The following is a 26,945-nucleotide window of genomic DNA, read 5'->3' on the forward strand; positions in this document are numbered from 1 at the left end:
ACATGATTCGCGTTGGACGCCCCTCATGAGGCCGTTTTATGAGAAAAGGGCGCTTACCGACTCGCCGTTGTGGATCCGGCGCATCGCCTCGGCCAGAGCCGGCGCGACCGACAGGATGGTCAGCTTGTCGGTGCGGTTCCGCTTCGGGATCGGCACGGTGTTCGTGCAGACGATCTCCTCGATCTCCTTCTCCGCGGAGAGCCGCTGCACCGCGTCGTTGGTGAACAGGCCGTGCGTACAGGCGACCCGGACGCTGCGGACGTTGCGCTCGCGGAGCCGGGCCAGCAGCTCGAAGACCGTGCTGCCCTTGGCGATCTCGTCGTCCAGCACGATCACGTCCCGGTCGGCGACCTCACCGATCACCGAGCTGATCACCACCTTGTCGTCGGCGTACCGCTGCTTGGCGCCGGCCGCCACCTCGATGCCGAGCATCCGGGCGAACGCCGCGGCCTCCTTCGCGTTGCCGAGGTCCGGCGAGACGACGACGGTGTTCGACAGGTCGTAGCCGCGGAAGTGGTTGGCCAGCTCGCGCAGCGCGTGCAGGTGGTCGACCGGGATGCTGAAGAACCCGTGCACCTGCGGCGAGTGCAGGGTCATCGCCAGCACCCGGTCGGCGCCGGCGGTGGTCAGCAGATCGGCGACCAGACGTCCCCCGATCGAGATGCGCGGGGCGTCCTTCTTGTCGCTGCGGGCGTACGCGTAATGCGGCAGGACCACGGTGATCCGGCCGGCCGACGCGCCCCGGGCGGCGTCGAGCATGAAGAGCAGCTCAGCGAGGTGCTCCTGGGTCGGAGGGACGAGCGGCTGGATCAGGAAAACGTCCCGCTCCCGGCAGTTCCCCTGCAGCTGCACCTCGATGCAGTCGTTGGCGAACCGGGAGATCCGGGTGGGCATCAGAGGCACCGCGAGGTGCTCGCAGATCTCGGCGGCCAGCTCGGGATGGGCAGATCCGGTGAAAACGGCGATGTCACGCACGGGGAACACCCTATTCATAGTGGCCCCCGTTGATTAGTTTGGGCGTCATGAACGGACTGGCTGTCGCCTGCCGGCGAGTGGTACATATCTACCGCGCCGAGGCCGGCGACGTGGTCGCCCTCGCCGGCGTCGACCTCTCCATCGCGCCCGGCGAGACGCTCGCCCTGGTCGGCCCGTCCGGCTCCGGCAAATCCACGCTGATCGCCCTGCTCGCCGGCCTGATGCGGCCGTCCGCCGGCCGGATCAACGTCGGCACCTACGACATGGGCAAACTCTCCGACGGCGAGATCTCCCGGCTGCGTGGCACCGAGATCGGCGTGGTCCTGCAGGGTGCCGCGCGCAACCTGCTGCCGTACGCCTCGCTGCACCGCAACATCTGGCTGGCGCAGCGCCGCGCCGCACACACTCGCGGCATCAAACTCGACGACCCGGACCGCATCCTCGACCTGGTCGGCCTCCCCGGCCAGGGCCGCCGCCGGCTCGCCGACCTCACCCCCGGCGGCCGCCAGCGCGCCGCCCTCGCGGTCGGCATCGCCGCAGGTCCCGGCCTCCTGCTGGTCGACGAGCCGACCAGCCGGCTGGACACCGCGGGCCGCGACGAGGTGCTCGACGCGCTCGAAACGGTGAACGAGGAACGCCACACCACGATCGTGGTGGTCACGCACGACAACGAGGTGGGCGCCCGGCTGGGCCGCGCGGTCACCATCCGCGACGGCCGCGTCGGCGCCGAGGGGCGCGACGGGCAGGATTTCGCGGTGGTCGCCGGGGACGGCACGGTCCAGCTGCCGCCGGACGTGCTCGGTTCCTACCCGCCGGGCACCCTGTTCACGGTGCAGCACGTGGACGGCGAGGTCACTCTGGTGCCGGGAGGAGCAGAAACCCCGGTCTGAGTACGGGACAAGCCCGTCCCGCCGCATTTTCACCGTCCCCTGAGCACCGCGCGGCCCGGGTGCCACTCAAGGCCGCCCGGCGGCCGCCGGGCCCATGCAGGCTTTCGCTCGGTGCCGGCTTTCCTACAGCCGTCCAGGCCGCACGCCCCCACTGGGCTGACGCCCAGTGCTGCTTCGCGCGCTTCAAAGCGACACTCACGGTCAGCCGGACAGAGCAGCTGACGCCCAGCGCTGCCTCCCACGCTTCAAAGCGACACTCACGGTCAGCCGGACAGACCAGCTGACGCCCAGCGCTGCCTCCCGCGCATCAAAGCGACACTCACGGTCAGCCGGACAGACCAGCTGACGCCCAGCGCTGCCTCCCACGCTTCAAAGCGACACTCACGGTCAGCCGGACAGACCAGCTGACGCCCAGCGCTGCCTCCCGCGCATCAAAGCAACACTCACGGTCAGCCGGACTGGACGGCTGACGCCCAGTGCTGCTTCGCGCGCTGCGAAGGGACACTCACGGTCAGCTGGGTGGGTCGGCTGACGGTCAGTGCTGTCTCCCAGGCTGGGAGGCAGCAGTGGCGGTCAGCTGGAGGGCTACGGGCGGGCCTGGAGGGCTACGGGCGGGCCCAGACGGCTTCGCCGTCGGCGAGGTGCAGTTCGCGGTCGCAGGTGGCAGCGGCCTCCGGGTCGTGGGTGGCGAGTACGACGGCGGCGCCGCGGGTGGCCTCGGCGCGGAGCAGCTCCAGGACGCGCTGGCGGTTGGCCGCGTCCAGTTCGCTGGTCACCTCGTCGGCGAGCACCACGTTGCCGTGCAGGGCGATCCCGCGGGCGATCGCCGTACGCTGCTGCTGGCCGCCGGAGAGCTCGTCGATCAACTGGTTGGCCTGGCCGGAGAGGCCGAGGGCGTCCAGCGCCTCGGCGGTCCGCCGGCGGGCGTCGGCCGGCGAACCACCGGTGGCGATCACCGCGACCGCGATGTTCTCGGCCGCGGTGAGGATCGCGGCCAGCCCGTTGTCCTGCGGGATCAGTACGACGCCCTGGGCGACCGCACGATCCCGGTCCCCCACCGGCTCGCCGTCGACCGCGACCGTCCCGATGCGCGGCGGCAGCATCCCGGCCATCGCGCTGAGCAGGGTGGTCTTGCCCGCGCCCGAGGTGCCGGTGACCGCGAGCAGCTCACCCGGCCGGGCCGTCACCGTGATCCCGCGCAGCACCGGCTCGTTCCCCGCGTATGCCAGGTCGGCCCCGTCCAACGTCAGCGTCCGCATCGCCACTCCTCAATGTTGCCCGGAATCTATCTGATCGCCCGGCGGTGCAGGGCCCGGCGCCACGTCTTACTGACCGCCCGGCGGCGCAGGACCCGAGCGCCGCGCTTGTCTGACCGCCCGGCGGCGCAGGACCGAGCGCCGCGCTTGTCTGACCGCCCGCCGTCACAGGCCCGAGCGCCATGCTTATATGACCGCCCGCCGTCGCAGGGCCCGGGCGCCACGCCTATCTGACCGCCCGCCGACGTAGAGCCCGGTCGCCGGCGAGGGCTGCGCCCAGGTACAGCAGCAGGACGGCGGTGCCCACGCCGAGCAGGACCGGCAGCCGGGGCAGGCCGGGCAGCGGCAGGTCGGGCGGTTTCAAGCCGGACAGGGGCAGCGCCCACCCGGTGAGCAGCCAGCCCGCCACCCCGGCCAGCAGGCCCACGAGCGCCGCGATGATCACCAGCACCGGGTACGTCCAGAAGGTGGCCTGCGCGGCCTGGCCCGGCCGTAGTCCCTGGGCCCGCAGCACCGCCAGATCTTCGGCGCGCCGGGCCCGGTGCACCCCGATGGTCAGCACCAGCGCCCCGGCGCCGAGCAGGACGGTGAGCACGCCGGCCAGCACGTGGAACCAGAGGGCGACGGCCGGTCCCTGCCGGTCCAGCCGGGCCCGGACCTGCCCGGCCGAGGTGTCGGCGATGACCGTGAGCCCCTGCTCACCGAGCCGTTCGACGATGTCGGCGGGGGCCGCCGAGTTGAGCCACACCTGCGGTTGCTGGGCCCGCGCCTCGTCCACCGAGAGCCGGTCGGCGAGTTCCAGGTCGACCAGGGTGCCGGTGCGGCCGAGGGCGGGCACGGCGGGCAGTTCGGCGACCGCGGTGACCGGCACCGCGTCGCCGCCCAGGCTGGTGATCACCCCGGCGTCGGGCATCGTCCCCGCGTACGCCATCGGCACCGGCGTCGGTGTGCTCACCGGCCGGAGCCACGCGGCGCCGCCGGAGCCGGAGGCGACCGCGACGTCGAAGGTGAGACCGTCCTTCGCGGCGGCGGCGGCGGCGAGCCGGCCGCGCTGCGACGCCCACCAGCGGGACGGGTCGGTGACCCGGATCGGGGCGGCGTCCCCGGCCGGTTCGGCGGCGCGCACCTCGTGGATCACCACCTGACCGGTGACCTCGGAAGTCGACCCGCCGACGATCCCGATCCCGCTGACCCGGCAGCCTTCCACGCAGATCGCCGACCGCTGCCGGTAGTCCCGGGTGCCCGCGCTGATCTCGCCGAACTCCACGATGCGCTCGCCCAGGCCGGTCAGCGACGACACCGCGAGGATGAGCCGCAGTTCCACGTCGGACCCGGTGTCGCCCCTCGTCACCCGGATCACGACGTCCTCGCCGGTGAACTCCGGCCGCTCGGGGGCCGTGAAGCGCAGTCGCTCGCTGACCCGGCCGGCGTCCGGCGCGTCGCGCGGCCAGGACGCCACCGCGGCGAGCCGGGGCGAGTCCACGGCCAGGCCGGCCAGCGGGCGGGGACCGCCGCTGTACAGCTGGCTCACCGCCATGGCGTAGGCGCCCTGCGGGTCGACCGCACGGACCGCGTCGAGCAGCCGGCGGCGGGGCACCGCCTCGAGGGTGAGCACCCGGTCGGCGCCGGTGCCGAGCTCCGCCTGGACGGCCCGGCCGCGGGCGGCGGTGTCCACCGCGCAGACCGCGTACCCGGCGACCGCGGCGGTGGCGGCCAGCAGCGCGAAGAGCCGGATCGCACCGGGGCGGCGGGAGAGCTGGAGGCCGGCGAGCGCGACTCCCAGCCGGCCGCGGTGCAGGGCGCGGACCGCGTACCGGCTGACGAGGGGCAGCAGGGCGTGGCCGATCAGCAGTGTGGTCGCCAGCATGAGCAGGGCGGGCGCGAACATGCCGACGCCGGTGAGCGAGCCGTCGGAGAGGATCAGCTGGCCGCCCGCGACGACGGCCAGGACCACCACGACCGCCTCGGTGGCCTGCAGCCGGCGTCGCTCGGGCCGGGTCCGCCGCAGAAGGGTGGTGACTGGGCTGAACAGCTGCCGGCGCAGGGCGGCGACCGCGGCGAGGAGGGCGGCCGCGGCGGCAATCGGCGCATACCGCAGGGAGGTCCAGCCGGCGTCGGCGCCGACGCCCGGGAACAGGCTCGCCGCCACCGCGTTCACCATCAGCTGCCCGGCGAGGCAGCCGGCCAGGGCCCCGGCCAGCACCGCGGCGAGGCTCTCCCCGGTCGCCAGCCACCAGCGGGTCCACCAGCGGGTCCCGCGCAGGGCGACGACGGCCAGCTCGCTCTGCCGAGCCTCGGCGCCGTGGCCGACGGTCAGGTAGATGCTGAAGCAGGCGAGCAGCACCAACGGCACGGCCAGGACCGGGACCAGCAGCCGGGCCTCGTCGCGGCCCTCCTCGATGCGCTGGAACAGGTGCGGCATGCCGGTGGTGATCTGGATGGCGCCGACCTCGCGGGACACCTCCTCCACCCGGGTCAGGTCGGCCCGCACGTCGTCGAGCCGGTCGATGTCGAAGGTGCCCGGCGCGGCGATGCCGTCGATCGCCATCATCGTGACGGTCTGCTTCATCGCGGGCAGGGTGATCGAGTTGGTGAAGACCGGCTCGCCGGGCCCGACGTCCGGGCCGCTGATGAAGTAACCGTGCGTCCCCCAGTAGGCGCCGGCGGGCTCGACCGGCTGGTAGATCCCGACCACCGTCAGGCTCTTGGCGGCAGCGGCTGCCTCCCACTTGGGGATCGGGTCGTCGTTGAGCCGGGCGCCGCTCAGCCGGATCCCGTCGCCGGCGGTCAGGCCCAGCCGTTTCGCGGTCTGCTCGCCGAGCAGCACATCGCCCTCGCCGGCCAGGCAGCGCCCCGCGACGACCCGGACGTGAGCGCAGACGTCCTGGCGGAAGACCAGCCGGGACGCGAAGATGTTGGTCCGTTCCAGGCCGACTGTCGCCATCTCGGTCGAGTACACGTACGAGAAGCCGTCCATGTCGATCAGCGCCCGGCCGACGTCGGTGAAGTCGATCGACGTGCCACCGGCCATCTCCTCGGCCTCGGCGTCCCGGGCGCCGCGCACCACGAGGCTCAGCTCGCTGGGCGCCGCGGTGGCGATCTGGCCGGCGGCGATCGCCCGGTCGGCGGCGAGCAGGTAGGCCGGGGCGGCCACGGCGGAGGCCACCGCGAGCATCGCCAGCAGGGCCAGCGTGATGGCCTGCCCGCGCCGGGACCAGAGCATCGCCAGGGCGAGAGCGAGGGAGGTCATCGGCCGGTCTCCCGCAGGGAGCGGATCATCGGCAGCAGGGACAGCCAGCCGACCAGGCCGACCAGGAGGAACGCGGCGAGGGTCGCGACGAGCACGGCGACCGGCGGCAGCGCGGACGGCGCCGCGAGCACCTGCCACCCGTCGGTGAACGCCGGGACCGCGCTGCCGGTGAGACCGGCGGCCAGCACCGTGGCCAGCAGACCGCAGAGCAGCCCGGCGATGATCAAGGTGGCCGTACCCGCGTAGCCGGTGGCGACCGCGACCCGGACCGGCAGGCCCTGGAGCCGCAGCGCCGTCAGCCGTGCGCTGACCGAGCGCCGGTCGACCGCCGCGGCGACCGCGAGCACGGCGGCCGCCAGCAGCAGCGCCGCTGTCCCGGTCAGCAGCGCGAACCGGACCACCGCCGCGGGCCCCTGCGCGCCGAGCCGGTCGGCCCGGTCGGTGACGGTCTCGTCGCCGGTCACCGTCAGCCCCGCCGCGGTCAGGTCGGCGACCAGGCCGGACCGGGCGCCGGGCGCCAGCCACACCTGGAACTCGCCCGCCGGCTCGGCCTCGGCGGCCAGTCGCCGGACGGCGTCCAGATCCACCATCAGGCCGCTGCGCCCGACCACCGGCAGGGCGGTCACCGTGCCGGTCAGCCGGACCGGTACGGGCGACCCGTACGCCTGAAGTGCCGGATCCTCGTAGTGCCAGTCGGCCATCGCCGCCCCCGCCAGCACCACCGGCAGCGGAACGGGCGCGTCGGCCGCCCACGCCTCCCCGCTGATCTGCTTGAGATTGGTCGTGTTCTCGTCTCCCACCAGGTGCAGCGCACCGTCCCCGGCAGTCACGTCCATGGCCGCACCGGCCGTGCCGGCCCGCCACCGGGCCACGTCGCCGAGCGCTGCACTGTCCAGCACCGGCGCGTCCGACCCGGACTGGGTCACCTCCCGGACCGTCACCGCGGCACCGGCCGGTGGCGCCTTGGCCCGGCCGCTCTCGTCCGGCGGCGAGGTCACCTCCCACCGCACGATCCGGCAGCCGGGCGCGGCGTCGCAGCCGGTGAGCGGCGCGGCGACGGTCTGCGCCCCGGCCGCGAGAGTCCCGAACGCGGCGATGACCCGGTTTCCGGTCGCTTCGTGCTGCAGCAGCAGGTTGAGGGCCACCGGCTCGGCCCCGTCGCGGCTGACCCGGGCGGTGAGCCGGTCGCCGGTGACCACGGGTGGCGATGGTCGGGTGTCCGCGGCCATCGCCGCGGGCAGGGCCGCGACCGCACCGTACTCCGGCCGCCAGGTGGCCAGGGCGGCGAGCCGGGCGGTGTCGACCTCGAGGACCCGCTGGGCGATGTCGCGGCTCACCACGGCGGCCATCGCTTCCCGGCCGCCGGGGTCGGCCTGCCGGACCGCGTGCAGCAACGCCGTACGGTTAGCGCCCTCGACGGTGAGCACCCGCACCGCGCCCATCTCGGCCGCGCTGCGGTCGGCCCGCGCGGTCTGCTCGGCACGCCAGCCGGCGAAGGACGTGATGAACAGCGCGACCGCCACCACGACCAGCATGAACACCCGGTCGGTGCCGGCCGAGCGGGAGATCTGCAGGGCGGTGAGGCCGAACCGCAGTCGTCCGGAGCGCAGCGCGGCGCCACCGGCCCGGCCCGCGGCCCGGCTCAGCACCCGGGCCACCAGCAGGGCGAGCGCCAGTGCAGCCAACGCCGAGGCGGCCGGTGCGAGGCCTTCCGCCGGACCACCGGCCCGGGCCTGATAGAGCACGGCGGCGGCGACCACGAGCAGCAGCACGTCGGCCAGGGCGGACCGCCAGTCGCCGCGCCCGGTCACCGCCCGCTGCAGCAGCGACGACACCGGGCGGGCGAGCACCACGGTCTCCACCACCGCCAGCACGATCATGCAGCCGAGGAGCAACGCGGCCACCGCGCCGGCCGACCAGACCAGGGCCTGCTGCCGGTCGGCGGTGACCGTCACCGGCCCGGTCAGCGCGACGGCCAGCAGATAGCCGGCCGCGGCCCCGATGACCACGCCGCACAGCAGCGGGATCAGGTGCTGACCCCACGCCAGCCGGAGCATGCCGGACCGGGCGACGCCACGCAGCTTGAGCAGGGCGGCGTCGGCCCGCCGGTCGCGCAGGGTGTACCACCCGGCGAGGCCGACGGCGAACCAGGTGAGCAGCAGCATCTGCACACCCGCGGTCAGCACGCCGCTGAGGATGGTCGACCGGTCCCGGGCGATGGTCTCCAGCAGGGGCCGGGCCGCGGTGGCGAACCGGAGCTGGTTGGTCCCGAGCCGGGCGTCCGCCTGGGCCAGCTCACCGGCCAGGTCGTAGCCACCGTCACCACGGATCAGCGCCGCCGGGAGCTCGCCGTCGTAGGCCGCCGTGATGCCCCACAGCTGCCGGGCGGTGAATGTGTCCACCGGGGTGAAAGCCGGGGACAGCCCGGACTCGGCCCGGAAGTGGGTGGCGCTCCAATACACCCCCGCGGGGTCGGCCAGGGTGTAGCTCGCGACGACCCGCGCCATCAGCGGCACGTTGAAGTTGGAGCTGCGCATCTCCACGGTGTCGCCCGGCGCCAGCCCGAGGCGGGTGGCGGCCTCCTGGCTGATCGCCACCTCACCGGAGCGGGCGGGGCACCGGCCCTCCAGCCGGACGCGGTCGCAGAACCCTTCCCGGTACGCCATCGGCATGGCCAGTGTGTTCGCCCCCTGCCGCACGGTCAGCGGCACGGTCAGCCCGACGACCGGCTCGCGCAGCTCGACCCGGAGCCCGGCTCGCACCCCGGTGGCGAACCGGTCCAGCGCGGCCTGCGGTTTGCCCTGCGTGTCGATGCTCTGCCGGACCGTCACCACACGCTCGGTGGACTCCGCACCGGCCAGGTTGGTGCCGGCGGCGCGCCCGGCCGCGGCAAAGCCATACCACGGGCCGGCGGCGACGATCGCGGTGGCGAGCGCGGCCAGCACGAGGATCGTCAGCACCTGCGCGGTCCGCGCCCGGACCGCGCCGAGGACGAGCGCGAACATTCCCGGGACGTTACGCGATCACAGGTGGTCGCGGGGACCCCTGTGGACAACTGTGCTTAACCGGTTCACTCGCGCCCGGAGGTTGCGGCCGGTGGCCAGGGCCACCAGGACGAGCACGGCCAGCACCGCCGCGCCCGCGGCGAGCAGCGCATCGGCTCCCGGTCGCGTCGGCAACGGCAGATCCGGCGGCTCGAGCCCGGCCAGCGGCAGCGCCCAGCCGGTCAGCTCCCACGCCAGCACGGCCACCGCTAGCCCCACGACGGCGGCGAAGACGACCAGCACCGGGTACGTCCACAGCGTGGCCCGGTCAGCGGCGCCCCGGCTCAGCCCCTGAGCGCGCAACGCGGCCAGGTCCGCCACCCGCCGGGACCGGTCCACCGCAGCTGCGAGCACCAGCGCACCGGCTCCGAGCAGCACCGCCAGACCCCCGGCGAGCAGGTGGAACCAGAGCGCGAGCGCCGGACCCTGATGGTCCAGGGCCCGTGCCACCTGGGCGGACCGGGTGTCGACGAGCACGGTCAGGCCCTGCTCGGCGAACCGGTCCAGGACGTCGTCCGGCGCCGCCGCGTTGAGCCACACCTGCGGTATCTGCGCCTGCCCGCCGTCCACCGAGAGCCGGTCGGTGTACTCCAGGTCGGCGAGGACGGCGTACCGCCCCAGCTGGGGCACCGCGGGCAGCTCGGCGACCGGCGCGACCACCAGGTCCTTCGCGTCCAGCCCGGTCACCACACGGTCCGTGGGCAGCCGGCCGGCGTGTGCCACCGGCAGCGGGTACGGCGTACCGGACGGATACATCCACGTGCCCGCGGCAAGCCCCTCCGAGGCGTCCAGGTCGATCCGCAGCCCGCCGGGATCCGCCGTCAGCCGTCCGTTCTCGGGCATCCGCCACCGGCCGGGGTCGGCCAGCTGGTCCCGCGCGAGCACCGGCCGCACCGGGTTGATCGTCCCCAGTTCGTTGATCACGATCCGCGCGCGGATGCCGAGGGCGGTGCCGATCGCGGTGAAGCCGATCCCGTTGAGGCGGCAGCCGTCCCGGCAGGTCGCCACCCGCTGCTGGTACGTCTGCCGCCCCTCCCGCACCTCGCCCAGCTGCACCTGGGTGTCGCCGAGTCCGGTCACCGAGGAGAGCGCGAGGTTCAGCCGGATGCCCTTGCCCTCCTCCGGGAGTCCGCTGCCGGTGGCGACGACGTTGATGTCGTCGCCCTTGAACACGAACGGGTCGGCAGCCGCCGGGCGCAGGTCCCGCGCCACCTCTCCGGCGTCGGGCGAACCGGCCGGCCAGGTGGCGACGGCGGCCAGCCGCTGGGAGTCCACGGCCAGACCGCCCGGTTGGTTCGCCCCGCCGTCGGGCAGGCGGACCGCGGCCATCGCGTACGCCCCCTCGGGGTCGGCCCGGCGCACCGCCTCGAGCAGCTGCGTACGGTAGACCGGCGCCACCGTCAGCACCCGGTCAGCACCGGTGCCCAGCTCCGCCTCGACCACCCGGCCACGCGCCGCGGCGTCCACCCCCGCCACCGCGAAGCCGACGACCGCGACCGTGGCCACGAGCAGCGCGAAGAGGCGTTCCGCACCGGGCCGCCGGGACAGCTGGAACCCGGCCAGCGCGACTCCGGGCCGGCCACGGCTCAGGGCGCGGGCGGCGTACCGGGTGACGATCGGCAGGACGGCCCGGGCGGCGAGCAGGGCCAGCGCGAGGATCAGCAGCGCCGGGGCGAAGAGCCCGATGCCGGTCAGCGAGCCGTTGGAGAGGGACAGCTGCATTCCGGCGACCACGGCCAGGACCACCACGATCGCCTCGGTGAAGATCGCCCGGTGGGCGTTGCCGCGTACCGGGGTGCGCCGCAGCAGGGTCACGACCGGGCTGAGCAGCGGACGCCGCTGGGCCGCGACGGCGGCGATCAGGGCGGCCAGGGCGGCGGCCGGCGCGTATCGCAGGGACGACCAGCCGGGGTCCACGCCGACGCCCGGGAACCGGTTCGCCGCCACCGCGTTGACCAGCAGTTGCCCGGCCAGGCAGCCGGCGACCGCGCCGATCGCGACGGCCACCAGGCTCTCCCCGGTCGCCAGCCACCAGCGCACCCACCAGCGCGGACCGCGCAGCGCGACCGCGGCCAGCTCGCTCTGCCGGCCCTGCGCGCCATAGCCGACCGCGAGGAAGATGCAGAAGCAGGCGAGCAGCACCAGCGGCACCGCGAGCACCGGCACCAGCAGTTGGGCCGAGGCGCGCCCGGCGTCGATCCGGTCGAGCAGCCGGGGCAGCTCGGTGCTGATCTGCAGGGACGAGCCGAGCTGTGTCGAGGTGGTGCGCAGCCGGTCCAGGCCGGCCCGCAGATCGTCGAGACGGTCGGCGTCCAGGGCGGCCGGCTCGGCGGTGCCGTCGATCGCCAGCTCGGTGTTGCCGTGGTCCATCGCGCGCAGGGTGGCGGCGTTGGTGAAGACCGGCTCGCCCGGCCCCAGCCCGTAGAGCGTGGTGAAGTAGCCGTGCGTCCCCCAGTACGCCGACTCGGCGTCCGCGGCCCGGTAGGTGCCTGCCACGGTGAGTTCCTTGGGGATGCCGTCCGGGATGTAACCGGGATCGCGCGGGTCCGCGTTGTAGATCGCCGAGGTCAGCTTGATCAGGTCGCCGGCGGCCAGGTCGAGCCGCTTCGCGGTGTGCTCACCGAGGAGCACGTCGCCCTCGCCGGCCAGGCAGCGGCCGGTCAGGACCTGCACGTGCACGCAGACGTTCTGACGGAACACCAGGCGGGAGGCGTACTGCTTGTCGGGCTCGATGCCGACCGTCGGGTACTCGCTCGAGTTCACGTAGGTGAAGCCGGGCAGCTGCACCAGGGCCTCCGCCACGTCGGTGAAGTCGACCGAGGGGCCTTCCACCACGTCCTGCGTGCGTTCGTTCTGGCGGGCGCTCACCGTGAGCCCGAGCTCGGCGGGGACGGCGGTGGCGATCTGCCCGGCCGCGACGGCCCGGTCCACGGCGGCCAGGTAGGCCGGCGCGGCCACCGCCGAGGCGACCGCGAGCAGCGCCAGCAGGGCGAGCGTGACGGCCTGCCCGCGCCGGGACCAGACCATGGCCAGCACCAGCGAGATCACGAGTCACCCCCGCGGAGCCGCCGGACCAGCGGCAGGGCCGCGAGCCACCCGGTCACGCCGAGCACGACCGCGGCCACCAGGGCGGCCCCGGCGAGCGTCGAGGCGTTCAGCGTGGCCGGTGGCGGCAGCACCGACCAGCCGTCGGTGAACGGTGGCAGCTCGATCCCGACCAGCGGCGTGGCCAGCAATCCGGCCAGCAGGCCACCGATCAGCCCGGCCGCGACCGGGACGGCGACCCCGGCGTACCCGGTGGCGACCGCGGCCCGGGCCGGCAGTCCCTGCCGGCGCAACGCCCGGAACTGCCCGGCCAGGGTGTCCTTGTCGACCGCGGCAGCCACCGCGACCGCGGCCGCCGCGAGCAGCAGCGCGGCCACGCCGGCCAGCATCCCGAACCGGGCGACCGCGGCCGGGCCCTGGTCACCGAGCTCCGCGGAGCGCCGGCTGATCGACTCGTCCGAGATCACGTCGAGGCCCGCGGCGGTCAGGTCGCCGACCAGGCCGGGCCGGGCGCCGGCGGCGAGCCAGACCTGAAGATCACCAGGTGGGTCGGCCTCCGCGGCCAGCCGCCGGGTCGCTTCCAGATCCACCAGTACGCCCACCCGCCCGAGAACCGGCAACACGCTCGTCCCGCCGGCCGGCCGGACCGGGATCGTCCCGCCTCCGAACGAGAAGAGCGACGGATCGTCGAGCCGCCATGTCTCCGGCCGCGGGCCCACCGGCACCACCGGCAACGGCAGCTCGATGTCCACCGCCCACGCCGCGACACCCATCTGCGGCAGCTCGGTGGCGTTCCGGTCGCCGCCGAGCCGCAGGACCCCGTCGGCCGCGGAGACGTCCAGACTCGCGCCGTTGTTGGCGGTCCGCCACCGGCCGATGTCCCCGAGCTGGGCCGTGGTCAGGATCGGCGCCGGCGGGTCCTGCTGGTCGAGAGCCCGTACGCCGACCGAGGTTCCGTACGACGGCGGCCCGGACCGGACCTCGTCCACCGGCCGGGTCAATTCCCAGCGCACCACCCGGCAGCCCGGAGCGCCCGTGCACCCGGCCACCCGCGCGACGACCGTGCTCTCCCCCTGTCGCATCACCCCGAACCGTGCGATCACCGGCGCCCCGGTCGCCTCGTGCTGCAGGTAGAGCGTGAGCGCCACCGTGCCGTCGCCCGCCTTGCTCACCCGGGCGGCCAGCCGCTCACCGGTGACCAGCGGGAACTCGCCCGTCCGGCGCTCCGGCACAGCCAGGATCGGCTGCTGGCCGGTGACCGCCGCATACCGGGCGCTGTCCACCGCGAGCACCGGCAGGGTGTTGTCGGTGTCCACCGCGACGGCCATCGCCTGCCGCCCGTCCGGATCAGCGGTGCGCACGGCGTGCACCAGAGCTGTCCGGTTCGGCGCCTGCACGGTGAGGACACGCTGTGCGCCCAGTTCGGCCGTGCTGCGCTGCTCGCGGGCGAGCCGGTCCCCGTTCCAGGCGCCGGCCGCCGTCACGAACAGCGCCACCGCGACCACGATCAGGGCGAAGACCCGGTCGGTGCCGGGTTGCCGGGCCACCCGTACGGCGGTGAGGCCGAACCGCAGCCGTCCGGCCCGCAGCCCCGCGCTGCCGGCCCGGCCCGCCGCCCGGCTCACCAGCCGGGCGAACAGCAGGCCCACGGCCAGCGCGAACAGTCCCGGCGCGGCCATCGCCAGCCCGCTGTCCGGACCGCCGGTGCGCGCCTGGTAGACCGCCGCGACGGCGACCGCGATCAGGACCAGGTCGGCGAGCCCGGACCACCAGTCGCCGCGGCCGCCGGACGCCCGTTGCAGCAGCTCGAGGACCGGCCGCCGCAGCACCGCCACTTCCACCGCACCCAGCACGAGCAGGCCACCGACCAGCACCGCGGCCACCGCCGCAGCGGACAGCAGCAGCGCCTGCTGCTGCCCGGCCGCGAAGGTCACCGGACCGGCCAGCCACCTGGCCAGCAGATAGCCCACCGGGGCCCCGGCCAGCGCGCCCACCAGCAGCGGCAGCAGATGCTGACCCCAGACCAGCCGCAACGTACGCAACCGCCCGACCCCGCGCAGCTTCAGCAGAGCCACGTCGGGCCGCCGGTCGCGCCCGGTGTACCGGCCGGCCAGCCCGATCGCGAACCAGGTGAGGATCAGGGTCTGCACCGCCGCGACGGTGACGCCGTCGCGGATCGTGAACCTGTTCCGGGCCATCGAGTCGAGCAGCGGCCCCGCGCTGGTGACCAGGCGCAGGCGGTCGCCGGTGAACGACTCGTCGGCCCGGCGCAGGGTGTCCCGCAGGTCGAAGCCGCCCTCGCCACGGAGCAGCCCGGCGGGCAGGCTGGCGTCGTAGGTCAGCGTCGGCGTCCGCAGCAGGTTGTGGGTGAACGTCTCCGCCGGTGTGAAGGCCGGATCCAGTCCGGTGTCGGCCCGGAACATCGGGTTGTTCCAGTACAGGCTGTCGGGTTCCAGCAGCGTGAACCGGGCGACGACGCGCAACCGGACCGGCTCGCTGTTGGAGGTGGAGCGCAGCACCAGCGGGTCGCCGGGACCGATCCCGAGCCGCAGCGCCGACTCCTGGCTGATCGCGGCCTCGCCGGGAGCGGAGGGGCAGGGTCCGTCCAGGCGTACGTGTTCGCAGAACTGCTCGCGGTAGGCGGCCGGCATCACCACGTCGGTCGACCCGCTGTGCACGTTCAGCGGGACCACGCCGCCGTACACCGGCTCGTCGAGGGCGAGCGGCAGCCGGTCGCGGACCGTCCTGGTGAACTGCTCGATCGCGCCCGGCAGGTCGCCGCCGGTGTCGGCGCCCTGGCGGACCGAGATCGCGCGCTGCTTGGCCTGCACCGACGCCAGGTCGACGGCGGTGGCCCGCTCGGTGGCGGCCGCGGCGTACCAGGGGCCGGCCGCCGCGACCGCGGCGGCCACCGCCGTCAGCACCATGATGGTCAGCGCCTGCGCGGTCCGGGCTCGTACCGCGCCGAGAACGAGCGCAAGCATCCACCCTCCCCGATTTGCAGGGAGGTTACAGCCAGCCGCGGTGTTTCAGATACCCGTAGAGACCGATCGCGGACGTAACAATGAGGACACTGCTCGCCAGGAACCCCCAGCGGTTGTCGTATCCGGGGTACGGCAGGTTCTGCCCGAAGAAGCCGGTGAGCGCGGTCGGCACCGCGATGATCGCGGCCCAGGCGGCGAGCTTGCGGGTGACCTGGTTGAGCACGTTGCTCTGCTCGGTGGAGTCGGCGTCGAGCAGCTCGGTGATCCGGGTCCGGGCGTGCTCGGTCAGCTCGACGGTCCGCTGGGCCTGGTCCGCGACGTCCCGGTAATAAGCCCGCAGATGGTCGTTGACCAGCTCGATCTCGGCCTTGTCGAGCTGGTCGATCACCTCCGGCATCGGCGCGACGGCCCGGTGCAGGTTGGCCAGGCACTTGCGCAGCGCGAACCCGTAGAGCCGGGCCGCCCGGGGCGCGCCACCCTCCTCGAGCAGCTGGTCCTCGGCGCCGTCCATCGCCTCGTCGATCGCCCGGGCGGTCGCGTACTGGCTGTCCACGGCGACGTCGAGCAGGCCGTAGACCAGGAAGTTGACGCCGCCGAGGGCGCCGAGCTCCGGGTCCTTGTCCCAGCGGGCGATCAGCAGGTCACTGTCACCGGGCGACTTGTGCACGGTGATCAGCGCCCGCTTCGTGACGAACGCGCTGATCTCGATCTTGCGAAGCTCCGCCGTGCTCGGGCCCCCGTGGAACCGGACGGCGTAGAGGTTGACGAAGATGTGGTCGGCGTACCGGTCGATCTTGGGGCGCTGGTGGTCCTCGACGGCGTCCTCGACGGCCAGCGGGTGCAGCCCGAACTCGGCGGCCACCGCCTCCAGGTCGGCCAGGCCGGGAGAGAACAGATCCAGCCAGGCCACCGCGTCCGGGTGATCGCGGAGCAGAGCGGCCGTCTCGGCCGCCGGAAAGTCCTCCGCGATCACCCGGCCGGCCTCGTAGAGGCGGGTCCGGACGGGACAGGAAGGTGCGGTCACCGGACCACAGTAGGACCGGTCAGACGGCTTCGAGCACCCGCTCCTCGGTCGGCTCCGGGCGGCGTCCGCGGCGCAGCATCCAGAGGCTGACCGGCACCCCGACCGCCACCAGCACCGCGGCGACGACCAGCGAGAACTGGTAGCCCTCCAGGAAGCGGTGCATCTCGGAGCCGCTGGCGGCGTTCGCCCGATTGGTCAGGATGGCGCCGAGCACGGTCACGCCGAGCAGGCCGAACACCTCACGGGACACGTTCAGCATCCCGGACGCGATCCCGGCGCGCTCGGGCGGCAGCGCGTCGACCACCACGGTGTTGAGCGGGATGAGCAGGCCGCCGCCGACGCCGTACAGCGCGAACCAGGGCAGCAGGTCGAGGTAGGTGGTGCCCTCGCCGTACTGGGCGATGCCGCCGATCGCCGCGGCCATCACGGCCAGACCGAAAGCGGTCACCCGGGCCACGCCGAAACGCATCTCCAGGCGCGGCGCCAGGACCGCGCCGACCGCCGTGATGATCGCCATCGGGATGAACGCGGCGCCCGCGCCGGTCGGCGAGAAACCGAGCACGTTCTGCAGGTAGATCGCCATGTAGAAGTAGATCCCGAAGACACCGAACGCCCACAGGCCCATCGCCAGCAGCCCGCCGGTGAACATCCGCGAGCGGAAGAACGCGAGGTCGACCATCGAGTCGGCGTTGCGGCTCTGCACGATCACGAACGCCACCGCCGCTGCCGCGGCCACCCCGAAGGACCCGAGGATCAGCGGCGAGGTCCAGCCTTCCGCGTCACCCTCGATCAGGGCGTACGTGAGCGCGAACAGGGACACCGACGACGCGGCCAGCCCGGCCGGGTCCAGTCGCCGCAGCGCCCGGGTGAGCCCGGCCGTCCGTTTCGCCGCGCCGTGCCCGGCCGGGACGCTGAACAGCGTCAGGGCCAGTGTCGCCACGCCGATCGGCAGGTTGATCAGGAAGATCCAGCCCCAGGAGACGTGTTCGCTGAGCACCCCGCCGGTGAACGGGCCGACCGCCAGAGCAAGGGCGCCGACGCCGCCCCAGACGCCGATGGCCGTACCCCGCTCCTTGGGGTCCGGGAAGAGTTCCTGAAGCAGCGCCAGCGATGCCGGCGCGAGCAGCGCCGCGCCGACCCCCTGGAGCGCCCGCGCGCCGATCAGCAGCGCCTGGGTGTCCGCGAGGCCGGCCGCCACCGACGCCGCGGTGAAGATCACCAGGCCGGACAGGAACGCGAGCCGGGTGCCGAGCACGTCCGCGATGCGGCCGCCGGCCAGCAGCAGACCGGCGAAGACCAGGATGTACGCGCTGGTGATCCACTCCAGTCCGGCGATGCTCAGACCGAGATCCCGCTGGATGCTGGGCAGCGCCACGTTGACGACGTTGTTGTCCAGATACGTCATGAAGGTGCCGAGCGCCACTGCGACGAGCGCCCACCACCGACGGTTCTTCTCCACTTGATCTCCCCCTGTACGGCGTCCATGTACAACGTACATGTACCTCGTACATGAGACCTGTACGTTGTATGGTTGTCAAGTGACGGGTGAACGACTGAGCAAGGCCGCCGTGGCCGACCGCGCGCTGCGCCTGGCCGACGGGGAGGGCCCCGAGGCGGTCACCGTCCGTCGCCTCGCCAAGGAGCTCGGCGTCACCCCGATGGCGCTCTACTGGCACTTCAAGAACAAGGACGAGCTGCTGCTCGGCATGGTCGACCACGCGCTGTCCGGGGTTCGCGCCGACCAGACCGCCGGTGACTCCTGGCCGAAACGGCTACGCGCCGTGGTCGACGCCGTGGCCGGTGTGCTGCGGGCGCACCCGTCGCTGCCCGTCCTCCTGCACGCGGTCGACAAGACCCGGACGGAGAGCTTCAACCGCGCGACGAACGACACGCTCGCCCTGCTGAGCGACGCCGGGTTCACCGTCGAAGAGGGGTACTGGGTCGCGTCGTACCTGTTGAATGGCTGCATCGGCATGGTCAGCGGGCAGCCGGGCTGCCCACCCGGGATGCCGGCCGAGCAGGAGCCGGAGTGGCGGCGGCAGAAGCGGCTTCAGCTCGAAGCGATGCCGGCCGACCGCTACCCGATGATGATCGAGCTCGCCGCGTCCTACCGGGACGAGCCGGACCTCGACCGCTACTACGCGTTCTACACCGACCTGCTGGTCGCCGGCGTCGAGGCGATGGCCGCCGCCAAGCGGTAGCCGACAGATCGTCACCCATCATTGCAAGCTCATAGCCGTCTATTTCGGCTGCATCTTTTTGCAAAGGCATGACAGGTCTTCCAGTGCATGCAAGAACTTGCTAGCGTCCGGCACATGTGAACGCGGGATTACCGCTTCGCTAAGCCCGTGCATCCCCGGCAACAGCACGTCCACACCAACAGCGCCGTCCCCCTAGCTCGACGGAGGCTCCGCCGTGTCCAGAATCCTTCGCAGAGTGCTCGGTGCGCTCTGCGCCGTACCCCTCTTCCTGATAGTTCCCGCGATGGCCGCGCAAGCGGCTGACCAGGTCTCCATCTACTACAAGCCGGCGTCGTCATGGACGACGGTCAACCTCCACTACGCGCCGAACGGTGGGTCCTGGACCGCGGTTCCGGGCGTTGCGATGGCCAAGGACAGCTGCGCCGGCTGGTACCGCAAGGACGTCGACCTGGGCGGCGCGACCGGCCTGCAACTCGTCTTCAACAACGGCTCCGGCACCTGGGACAACAACGGCGGCCGCAACTACAGCGCCGGCACCGGCATCGTGACGGTCTCCGGTGGCGCGGTCAACTCGACCGCGCCGTGCAGCACGACAGCCGGCAACACCGCGACGGTGTTCTACAAGACTGCGTGGACCGGCACCTATCTGCACTTCGCGCCCACCGGCGGATCGTGGACCACGGCGCCGGGCGTGGTGATGAACGAGGAGGCCTGCGCCGGGTGGGCACGCAAGACCGTCGACCTCGGCAGCGCGACCACCTGGGCGGCGACCTTCAACAACGGCTCGGGTACGTGGGACAACAACTCCGGCCGCAACTACGCTCTCGGCACCGGGGTCACCACCGTCAACGCCGGCGTGATCACCGCGAACGCGACCTCGCCCTGCACGGCTTCCCTCTCGCCGTCGCCGTCACCGTCACCGACCTCGTCGCCCTCCCCCACTCCCTCCCCGTCGCCGTCCACTCCGGCCACCCGGGGCGAGATGCTCGGTGGCGACCCGCGCAAGGACAGCATCTACTTCGTCCTCACCGCGCGGTTCTACGACGGCGACAGCGGCAACAACCGGGGCGGCAACCAGCACACCAAGTCCGGCAACGCGGCGGGCGACGACCCGATGTTCCGCGGTGACTTCAAGGGCCTGGTGAACAAGCTCGACTACATCAAGGCGCTCGGCTTCTCCGCCGTCTGGATCACGCCGGTGGTGCTGAACCGGTCCGACTACGACTACCACGGCTACCACGGGTACGACTTCTACGAGGTGGACCCTCGGCTGGAGTCGGACGGCGCGTCGTACCAGCAGTTGATCGACGCGGCGCACGCCAAGGGCCTGAAGATCTACCAGGACGTGGTCTTCAACCACACCTCGCGCTGGGGCGCGAACGGGCTGTTCACCCCCACCGTGTACGGCGTCCGCGACAACCAGTGGAGCTGGTACTACAGCGAGAAGGTGGCCGGCAAGAAGTACAACCCGCTCGAGGAGAACAGCGCCGGGCACACGTACAACGGTGATCTGTGGAGCAGCACGGCACCGGCCGGGAACACCTGCCCCAACTACGGCCAGCCCACCGGCGGCAAGAGCCAGGAGGGCTACACGGTCTACCACTGCCAGTGGCCGTCACCGACCGCCAAGATGTTCCCGTCGAACCTGTTCCACCAGTGCTGGATCGGCAACTGGGAGGGTGAGGACGCCCGCTCCTGCTGGCTGCACGAGGACCTGGCCGACCTGAACACCGAGAACGAGACGGTGCAGAACTACCTGATCGGCGCCTACAAGAAGTACATCGACATGGGCGTCGACGGGTTCCGGATCGACACCGCGGTGCACATCCCGCGGGTCACCTGGAACCGCAAGTTCCTGCCCGCCCTGCAGGCCCACCTCACCGCGAAGTACGGCGCCGCGAAGGCCAAGGACTTCTACATCTTCGGCGAGGTCGCCGCGTTCGTGAACGACAAGTGGAACCGGGGCTCGGTCAACCACTCCGCCCAGTTCTTCACCTGGAAGGAACGCACGACCTATTCGGCCGACGACACCGCGGCCGCGCTCGAGCAGTTCAACTACGAGAACAACCTGGGCACCGGGAACCAGCCGACCAGCACGAACGCGTTCCTGTCCGGCAACAACTACCACGCGCCGGACCACAGCAAGTTCTCCGGCATGAACATCATCGACATGCGGATGCACATGAACTTCGGCGACGCGTCCAACGCCTTCCACAACGGCAAGGACTCGGACGACTCGGTCAACGACGCCACCTACAACGTGGTCTACGTGGACTCGCACGACTACGGCCCGAACAAGTCGTCGGTCCGCTACGCCGAAGGCACCGACGCGTGGGCCGAGAACATGTCAATGATGTGGACGTTCCGCGGCATCCCGACGCTGTACTACGGCTCGGAAATCGAGTTCAAGGCCGGCCAGAAGATCGACTGCGGGCCGAGCTGCCCGCTGGAGAGCACCGGCCGGGCCTACTACGGCAACCACCTCGCGGGCAGCGTCACCGCCAGCGACTTCGGTGTGGTCGGCTCGGCCAGCGGCGCGGTCGCCACCACGCTGTCCAAGCCGCTGGTCAAGCACCTGCAGCGGCTCAACCAGATCCGCCGCGCGGTGCCGGCCCTGCAGATGGGGCAGTACTCGACCGAGGGCGTCAGCGGGAACATGGCGTACAAGCGCCGGTACACCGCCGGCGGGGTGGACAGCTTCGCGCTGGTCACCGTCTCCGGCGGGGCGACGTTCTCGGGGATCCCCAACGGCACCTACGTCGACGCCGTCACCGGTGACACCAGGACGGTCACCAACGGCTCGCTGACGGTCGGCCTGAACGCCAAGGGCAACCTGCGGGCGTACGTCCTCTCCACCTCCAGCACGCCGGCACCCGGCAAGGTCGGCGCCGACACCGCCTGGCTGAAGTAACGGCAACGGGCCGTCCCGCCGAGAGGCGGGACGGCCCGTTCGTCCTCGTCCCCTTATCCCGCGAGATGCTTGCGGGCGAACGCGATGTTGTGCGGCAGCGCCTGCGCCCACACGTTGTGCCCGGTCGCATAGTGCCGGTAGGTGACGTTCGCACCCTTCGCCTTCATCTCAGCCACCTGGAGGTCGGTGAGGAACGGGAAGGCGGTCAGGTCGAAGCGGCCCTGATTCACCAGCACGGGCGCGTCGTAACCGGACACCGGCAGCTCGGTGACGTCGCGCAGAACCGACCGGAAGTCACCGGACAGCAGCGGCTTCGTCAGCATCTGCCCGATCGAGGTGCCCTGCGCACGGGTGTTCATGTCGAAATAGCAGAGCCGGTGCGCGTCGTCGACGAGCGCGCGGCCGACCGGCGTCAGATAGGCGTCGAGGTCGAAGTCCGGCCGGGCGGTCTCCAACCCGGCGAGGATGTAGGAGACGTAGGTCGTGTAGTCCGGTGCCGGCAGCGGCGGGATGTACGGCCCGGCGATCGGGATGTATCCCTCGACCTTGGTGGCCGGCGCGTCCGCCATGGCGGCGGCGAGATGCAGCTCCGGCGCCCGTTCCGCGGCCTTCGCCGCGGTGGCGAGCGTCGCGTGGCCGCCCTGCGAGATGCCGTTCACCACATAGCTGGTGGACAGGGCCGGCGCCACCGACCGGGCCGCGCGGACCGAGTCGATCACGGCGTTGGCCTCCGCGTCGGCGTCCAGGTAGGCGTGCGAGCCCTCGGTGCCGATTCCGATGTACTCGGTCGCGACGAAGGCGAAGCCCGCCTGGATCCACGGAGTCACGATGTTGACGTCGGCCGCGGCCGTCCCGTAGTCGTCGGTGTAGGCGCAGTCGTCGCCGAGGCCGGCCGTGACGTGCGCGTTTGCCAGGATCGGCCAGCCGCCGGCCGGCGCCGTGCCGGTGGGCACGTAGATGGTGGCGAGCGCGTGCCGCGGCTGGTCGAGCGAGTCCCGCGTCCAGTACGTGATCGAGGTCGCGACGGATCCGGGCGCCTCCTTCCCCGGCAGCGGCGTCGACGCGATCACCTTGCCGGGCGCGTCGGACGGAGCGGCCGAGGCCGGCACGGCCGCCCCGACGGCCAGAAGCGGGCCCACGGCCAGGGATACGAGAAGGCGGCTCGGACGCACGGGCATCACTCATTTCGGTTCGACCACAGTGGCCTCATTAGGTTAGGCAACCCTAACTTATGCCCAGAAGGAGCGCGGCGACGACCGGCGCCAGGTACAGCAGGGGGAACGGCACGTGCCCGTACGCGCGGGCCCGCAGCACGGTGACGACGGCGCCGATGAAGTACAGGATCAGGCCGACGGCGGCGGCGACACCGACGGCGGGCACAGCGAGGCCGACGAGCAGGCCGAGCGCACCGGCTGCCTTCGCGGCGCCGAGCCAGGGCCACCAGGAGCGGGGTACGCCGTACGCGGCGAGCGGCTCGACGACCCACTTCGCGCGCAGGAACACGGACACGGCCGAGAACCCGACCCAGAGAGCAGCAACAACGGTGACGATCGCGGTAGCAGACATGCCCACGAGACGAGACACCCTCGCCAGCCGTGAACCCACGTGACCGGCGTCACCCGAAGCAAGAAGAGCAAGTCACCCGCAGAACGAGCTCGGCAGAGAGGGTGCGGGTGGCGAAGTCGCGCACAACAACCGGGAGAGGGTCTCCCCAACGCGCGACGCCGCCACACGCGATGTGTGACGGCGTCAGCCAGAGCCGGGCGGACCTACTTCAGGGCGACCTCGACACCACCGGAGAAGATCGAGTCATGCAGCTCCATGCGGGTGAGCTTGGTGGACTTCGGTACGTCGAAGACCAGCTTGCCGGTCACCGAGTTCCCCGGGTTGATCTCGTTGATGAACGTCTGCGCCTCGCTGTTCGCGTAGATCTCGGCGGTGTTGTCGTTCGAGTACTCCGTGCCCTTGGCATCGAACGCCTTCTGATTTATCCCGGCGAACATCTGCGCCTCGTCGCCGATGTTCTTCACCTTGATCGTGATGAGGCAGAACTGGCCCTGGGCCTTCTTGTTGAGCAACGAGGACCCGACGGACTTCTTGCCGCAGACCATCTTGGTGATCGTGAACTGGAACTTGCCGTCCTTGACCGGGTCACCGATCCCCGGCAGGGCCTCTTCGGTGGCTTTCTGCGGCTCCGGTTCCGCGACCGGCTCGGCGGCGGCCGCCGACGTCGCCGCTTCGGCCGGCTTGCCGGCCGTCCCGGCGGCTGCGGCCTTGTCGGCGCTCGCCTTCTCGGTGTCGGTGGTGTCACCGCCGGACAGCGCACCGATACAGATCAGCAGAACCAGTACGCCGGCGCCACCCGCGATCCATGGCAACTTCGACTTCTTCTTGGGCGCGACGGGCTGCGGGTAACCGGGCGGCGGCCCATAAACCGGCTGACCGGGTGCGGGCGGATACCCGGCCGGCGCACCAGGCTGCGGATATCCAGCCGGCGCACCAGGCTGCGGATACCCAGCCGGCACACCAGGCTGCGGATACCCGGCCGGCGGGCCTTGCGGCGGATACCCGGGCGGGGTGGGCTGGCCGCCGAAGGCGGGCTGGCCGGTCGGCGGGACAGCTGGCTGCCCCGGGCCTGGGGTGATGGGCTGCTCGGTCACAGGACGACGTCTCCACGGACGGGGAAAGGAACCGGTTGCGGCCGGCCCCAGTCCGGACACCCGACCGCCGGATCACTCAATCCGATCGCGGCTCCAGACGCCTTCCGCACTTCGGCGCGGAATCGGCAACGAGCAAGTACCGGTCGCCAACGGACGGCTACCCACCGCCGTCGACACGGCAAACAAGATCAACTAATCGGCTGACCACCCCACGAGCCCATAGGTCGGTCAGCACTCGGATTGATGGAGGGCACCTCGAGGAGGACGGCGTCACTGTCGAGGCATGCGAAAAGCCCCCTGCCATCAACCGATGCAGGAGGCTTTCTCACAGCTCAAATACTCGTGGGCGATACTGGGATCGAACCAGTGACCTCTCCGGTGTGAACGGAGCGCTCTCCCGCTGAGCTAATCGCCCTCAACGGATCCAGACTCTACCGGACGCCGTGAGCGGCCCGCGAATCAGGGGTCACCTCAGGTTGAGGAAGTCCAGCGTCCAGGTCACCAGGTTGATGTCCATGCTCAGGTAGACCGCCGTCCAGACCACGGCGCTGATGAAGACCATGCCGACGACGCCGATGACGGCCCGCACGGCGAGGCTCTGCCGGCCGACCCAGTGGGTCCAGCTCTGCACGTGGCGTTTGGTGAAGTGGAGCAGGTCCTTCGCCCAGGCGAACTCGATGGCGAGGATGGCCAGACCGAGGATCACGATCGCCCAGCCGGGGCCGGGGAACGGGATCAGGACGATGCCGATCGCGACCACCAGCGCGCCGACCACTCCGATCGTGATCTTCAGAGCCAGGCGCCCGGTGGGGTTGGACCGGATACGGTCGAGCACACGCACGTTCGTAACCCCGTCGTCCGTTTTTACACCCATTTCATCCCCCAGTGTCCCGGAGCCCCGTCACCGCCCGGGAGGAATGGACGTTACCGGAGTAAGTCAACTGCTGGACCACCCGACGCCGGGCGGAGCCGAGTACCTGGGCAGAACAGGACAAGATATCGCTTTACGTCCTGCGCGGAGTCGTTTTCGGAACCGTCTTCCCACTACTGGGTGAGATCAGCGTATGGCGGAGCGTAACGACAGGGATCACCTGAGTATGGGAAACGCGGGGTTCACCAGCCTCGCAGCGGTGCCGGGGGGAGTTCGTCCATGAGTACCATTCGTCCAACGACCGTCGAGGTCGAAACCTCGCTGCGGCTCGTAGCGCCTGACGCGACGGCACTGCCGGTACGCGCCAGCCTGCGGTACGACCCAGCCGACCCATATGCGGTCCACGTGTTGTTCCACGCAGAATCAGCCGGTGGGGAAGCCGTGAGCTGGTCCTTTGCGCGCGAACTGCTCGTGACCGGGCTCGATGAGCCGGCCGGGATCGGCGACGTCCGGGTGTGGCCGTGGGCCACGCCGCGCGGCGATTTCGTCGCCCTGGCCTTGTCGTCACCCGACGGCAACGCGCTGTTCGAGGTCCCGCGCAGTGTCCTGGTCCGGTTCCTGCGGCGCACCTACGTGGTGGTGCCGCGCGGCCGGGAGTCGGACCATCTGGACGTCGATGCGGCGGTCAACCGCCTGCTGGCGGGGCGATAGCAAGAACGGAATCAGGGCGACCCGCGCGGACACTGCCGGTCTGCGCGGGTCGCCCTTTATCCGGAAATGCAAGTGATCTCCGAAAAGCAATCGGAATCGAACGTATAGCGAATACCGAGCAGGAAATCGGACAAATAGTTCAGTCGGTGCGCTAGTGGTCGCGTTGACGGTCATCGACGGTTACTGTCTGCGGCGATGCCAGCACTCATTCATGTCGCCGACCCGAAGACCGCTTGTCTGCCCCCGGACTGGGCGGGCATCGGAAGCTGCACTCTGCCGGTGATCGCCGGCGCGGTCACCGATCTCCTGGAGTGTCACGCGATCGTGCTCACGATCGCCGGACCGCTCACCGCGGAGATCGACTTCGCCGAGCACACCTGCGAGCCGGGCACACTGCTCTGGCTACGACCAGGGCAGGCGGTCCGGTTCGATCCCACCCGGGTGGACGAGCCGGCCGTGACGGTCACCTTCCGCGCCGGACTGTTCGCCGCTGACGAGCTTCCCGGGCTGGTGCCCGACGATCCGGACGGCCCGGCCCGCAGGCCGCTGCCGCTGCCGGACCCATCGGTGTTCCGCGCCGCCTTCGAGCGGCTCGCCGGGGACACCGGTGGCGAACCGGGTCCGGCCACCGCGGCACTGCTGCGGCACGAGCTCGCCGCGCTGCTGTTGCGCGTCGCGCTGCTCGATCCGGGACCGGCCGGGGCCGGGCACGTCGAGAGCCGTACGTTCGAGCGGTTCCGCCGTCGCCTGGAGGACGGCTACCCGCACACCCGCCGGGTCGAGGACTATGCGGCCGATCTGGGCTGCTCCGTGCGTACCCTGACCCGGGCCAGCCTCGCCCTCACCGGTCGCACCGCGAAGCAGGTGGTCGACGACCGGGTGGCGCTGCAGGCCCGGCGGCTGCTCGCCGCGACCGCCCTGTCGGTCGCTGAAGTGGGCCGCCACCTGGGTTTCGGCGAGCCGACGAACTTCGGGCGGTTCTTCCACCGGGAGACCGGGCTGAGCCCCGGGCAGTTCCGCGCGCACTACACAACCGACCGTCCGAGCGGGATACCCGGACAGCGACCACCGGCGGACTGAGGGTAATTCCCACAAAACCCTGGGGTATGTGCATCAGGGGATG

Annotated in this window: 17 protein-coding genes and 1 tRNA gene; 5 read left to right on the forward strand and 13 right to left on the reverse strand. The window is 71.8% G+C overall.

Going from position 1 to position 26,945, the window contains the following annotated elements; all coding sequences use genetic code 11:
* Positions 1-36: 36 nt before the first annotated feature.
* Positions 37-975 carry a ribose-phosphate diphosphokinase gene (locus OHA21_RS30085; RefSeq protein ID WP_328460547.1) on the reverse strand — a complete coding sequence of 313 codons (939 nt, stop codon included), beginning with the start codon at positions 973-975 and terminating at the stop codon, positions 37-39.
* Positions 976-1,022: 47 nt separating this feature from the next.
* Here OHA21_RS30085 and OHA21_RS30090 point away from each other — a divergent pair, with 47 nt between their 5' ends.
* Complete coding sequence (locus OHA21_RS30090; protein ID WP_328460549.1) at positions 1,023-1,865, forward strand: ABC transporter ATP-binding protein; 843 nt, start codon at positions 1,023-1,025, stop codon at positions 1,863-1,865.
* Positions 1,866-2,470: 605 nt separating this feature from the next.
* On the opposite strand, the gene OHA21_RS30095 is transcribed toward OHA21_RS30090, so the two are convergent.
* From OHA21_RS30095 to OHA21_RS30125, 7 genes are all read right to left on the reverse strand, one after another.
* On the reverse strand, positions 2,471-3,124 hold the full coding sequence (locus OHA21_RS30095) for an ABC transporter ATP-binding protein (RefSeq protein ID WP_328460551.1): 654 nt from the start codon (positions 3,122-3,124) through the stop codon (positions 2,471-2,473).
* 223 nt (positions 3,125-3,347) lie between these two features.
* Positions 3,348-6,371, reverse strand: a complete 3,024-nt coding sequence (locus OHA21_RS30100) for an FtsX-like permease family protein (protein ID WP_328460553.1) — start codon at positions 6,369-6,371, stop codon at positions 3,348-3,350.
* Positions 6,368-9,376, reverse strand: coding sequence for an FtsX-like permease family protein (locus tag OHA21_RS30105; protein WP_328460555.1), 3,009 nt, complete (start codon positions 9,374-9,376; stop codon positions 6,368-6,370). Before OHA21_RS30105 ends, OHA21_RS30100 begins: the two co-directional genes overlap by 4 nt.
* 18 nt (positions 9,377-9,394) lie before the next feature.
* Positions 9,395-12,463 (reverse strand): hypothetical protein, encoded by a 3,069-nt coding sequence (locus OHA21_RS30110; protein WP_328460557.1) that lies wholly within the window; start codon positions 12,461-12,463, stop codon positions 9,395-9,397.
* A complete protein-coding gene (locus OHA21_RS30115; protein ID WP_328460559.1) occupies positions 12,460-15,444 on the reverse strand; it encodes an FtsX-like permease family protein in 2,985 nt (994 codons plus the stop codon). The genes OHA21_RS30110 and OHA21_RS30115 overlap by 4 nt, the downstream gene beginning before the upstream one ends.
* A gap of 25 nt (positions 15,445-15,469) precedes the next feature.
* The gene (locus OHA21_RS30120; RefSeq protein WP_328460561.1) at positions 15,470-16,468 is read right to left on the reverse strand and encodes a magnesium transporter CorA family protein; all 999 of its coding nucleotides are present in this window, start codon (positions 16,466-16,468) and stop codon (positions 15,470-15,472) included.
* A gap of 19 nt (positions 16,469-16,487) precedes the next feature.
* Positions 16,488-17,927 carry an MFS transporter gene (locus OHA21_RS30125; protein ID WP_328460563.1) on the reverse strand — a complete coding sequence of 480 codons (1,440 nt, stop codon included), beginning with the start codon at positions 17,925-17,927 and terminating at the stop codon, positions 16,488-16,490.
* A 79-nt stretch (positions 17,928-18,006) separates the two neighbouring features.
* On the opposite strand from OHA21_RS30125, the gene OHA21_RS30130 reads away from it, so the two are divergent.
* Entirely contained in the window at positions 18,007-18,669 is a 663-nt protein-coding gene (locus tag OHA21_RS30130; protein ID WP_328460565.1) for a TetR/AcrR family transcriptional regulator, read from the forward strand.
* Positions 18,670-18,952: 283 nt separating this feature from the next.
* Positions 18,953-21,580: a carbohydrate binding domain-containing protein gene (locus OHA21_RS30135; RefSeq protein WP_328460567.1), complete on the forward strand. Its 2,628-nt coding sequence runs from the start codon at positions 18,953-18,955 to the stop codon at positions 21,578-21,580.
* 53 nt (positions 21,581-21,633) lie between these two features.
* Here the strand turns inward: OHA21_RS30135 and OHA21_RS30140 are convergent, their stop codons facing one another.
* The 5 genes from OHA21_RS30140 to OHA21_RS30160 all read right to left on the reverse strand — a co-directional run bounded on the left by OHA21_RS30140 (position 21,634) and on the right by OHA21_RS30160 (position 25,114).
* Positions 21,634-22,719 (reverse strand): lipase family protein, encoded by a 1,086-nt coding sequence (locus OHA21_RS30140; protein ID WP_328460569.1) that lies wholly within the window; start codon positions 22,717-22,719, stop codon positions 21,634-21,636.
* An 85-nt stretch (positions 22,720-22,804) separates the two neighbouring features.
* Positions 22,805-23,146 (reverse strand): DoxX family protein, encoded by a 342-nt coding sequence (locus OHA21_RS30145; protein ID WP_328478611.1) that lies wholly within the window; start codon positions 23,144-23,146, stop codon positions 22,805-22,807.
* Positions 23,147-23,349: 203 nt separating this feature from the next.
* Positions 23,350-23,958: a DUF4352 domain-containing protein gene (locus tag OHA21_RS30150; protein WP_328460571.1), complete on the reverse strand. Its 609-nt coding sequence runs from the start codon at positions 23,956-23,958 to the stop codon at positions 23,350-23,352.
* A gap of 625 nt (positions 23,959-24,583) precedes the next feature.
* Positions 24,584-24,655: transfer RNA gene (locus OHA21_RS30155), tRNA-Val, on the reverse strand.
* A 51-nt stretch (positions 24,656-24,706) separates the two neighbouring features.
* A complete protein-coding gene (locus OHA21_RS30160; RefSeq protein WP_328460573.1) occupies positions 24,707-25,114 on the reverse strand; it encodes a TIGR02611 family protein in 408 nt (135 codons plus the stop codon).
* A 276-nt stretch (positions 25,115-25,390) separates the two neighbouring features.
* Here OHA21_RS30160 and OHA21_RS30165 point away from each other — a divergent pair, with 276 nt between their 5' ends.
* Positions 25,391-25,822 (forward strand): SsgA family sporulation/cell division regulator, encoded by a 432-nt coding sequence (locus OHA21_RS30165; protein WP_014446635.1) that lies wholly within the window; start codon positions 25,391-25,393, stop codon positions 25,820-25,822.
* Positions 25,823-26,017: 195 nt separating this feature from the next.
* On the forward strand, positions 26,018-26,902 hold the full coding sequence (locus OHA21_RS30170; RefSeq protein WP_328460575.1) for a helix-turn-helix transcriptional regulator: 885 nt from the start codon (positions 26,018-26,020) through the stop codon (positions 26,900-26,902).
* Positions 26,903-26,945 lie beyond the last annotated feature (43 nt).

The sequence above is a fragment of the Actinoplanes sp. NBC_00393 genome (genome assembly GCF_036053395.1).
Classification (GTDB): domain Bacteria; phylum Actinomycetota; class Actinomycetes; order Mycobacteriales; family Micromonosporaceae; genus Actinoplanes.

Bases quoted from the DNA above. Each gene is read 5' to 3' on its own strand.
- OHA21_RS30090 (WP_328460549.1), top strand. From the start codon at position 1,023: ATGAACGGACTGGCTGTCGCCTGCCGGCGAGTGGTACATATCTACCGC.
- OHA21_RS30095 (WP_328460551.1), bottom strand. From the start codon at position 3,124: ATGCGGACGCTGACGTTGGACGGGGCCGACCTGGCATACGCGGGGAAC.
- OHA21_RS30100 (WP_328460553.1), bottom strand. From the start codon at position 6,371: ATGACCTCCCTCGCTCTCGCCCTGGCGATGCTCTGGTCCCGGCGCGGG.
- OHA21_RS30105 (WP_328460555.1), bottom strand. From the start codon at position 9,376: ATGTTCGCGCTCGTCCTCGGCGCGGTCCGGGCGCGGACCGCGCAGGTG.
- OHA21_RS30115 (WP_328460559.1), bottom strand. From the start codon at position 15,444: ATGCTTGCGCTCGTTCTCGGCGCGGTACGAGCCCGGACCGCGCAGGCG.
- OHA21_RS30135 (WP_328460567.1), top strand. From the start codon at position 18,953: ATGGCCGCGCAAGCGGCTGACCAGGTCTCCATCTACTACAAGCCGGCG.
- OHA21_RS30145 (WP_328478611.1), bottom strand. From the start codon at position 23,146: ATGTCTGCTACCGCGATCGTCACCGTTGTTGCTGCTCTCTGGGTCGGG.
- OHA21_RS30160 (WP_328460573.1), bottom strand. From the start codon at position 25,114: ATGGGTGTAAAAACGGACGACGGGGTTACGAACGTGCGTGTGCTCGAC.
- OHA21_RS30165 (WP_014446635.1), top strand. From the start codon at position 25,391: ATGAGTACCATTCGTCCAACGACCGTCGAGGTCGAAACCTCGCTGCGG.
- OHA21_RS30170 (WP_328460575.1), top strand. From the start codon at position 26,018: ATGCCAGCACTCATTCATGTCGCCGACCCGAAGACCGCTTGTCTGCCC.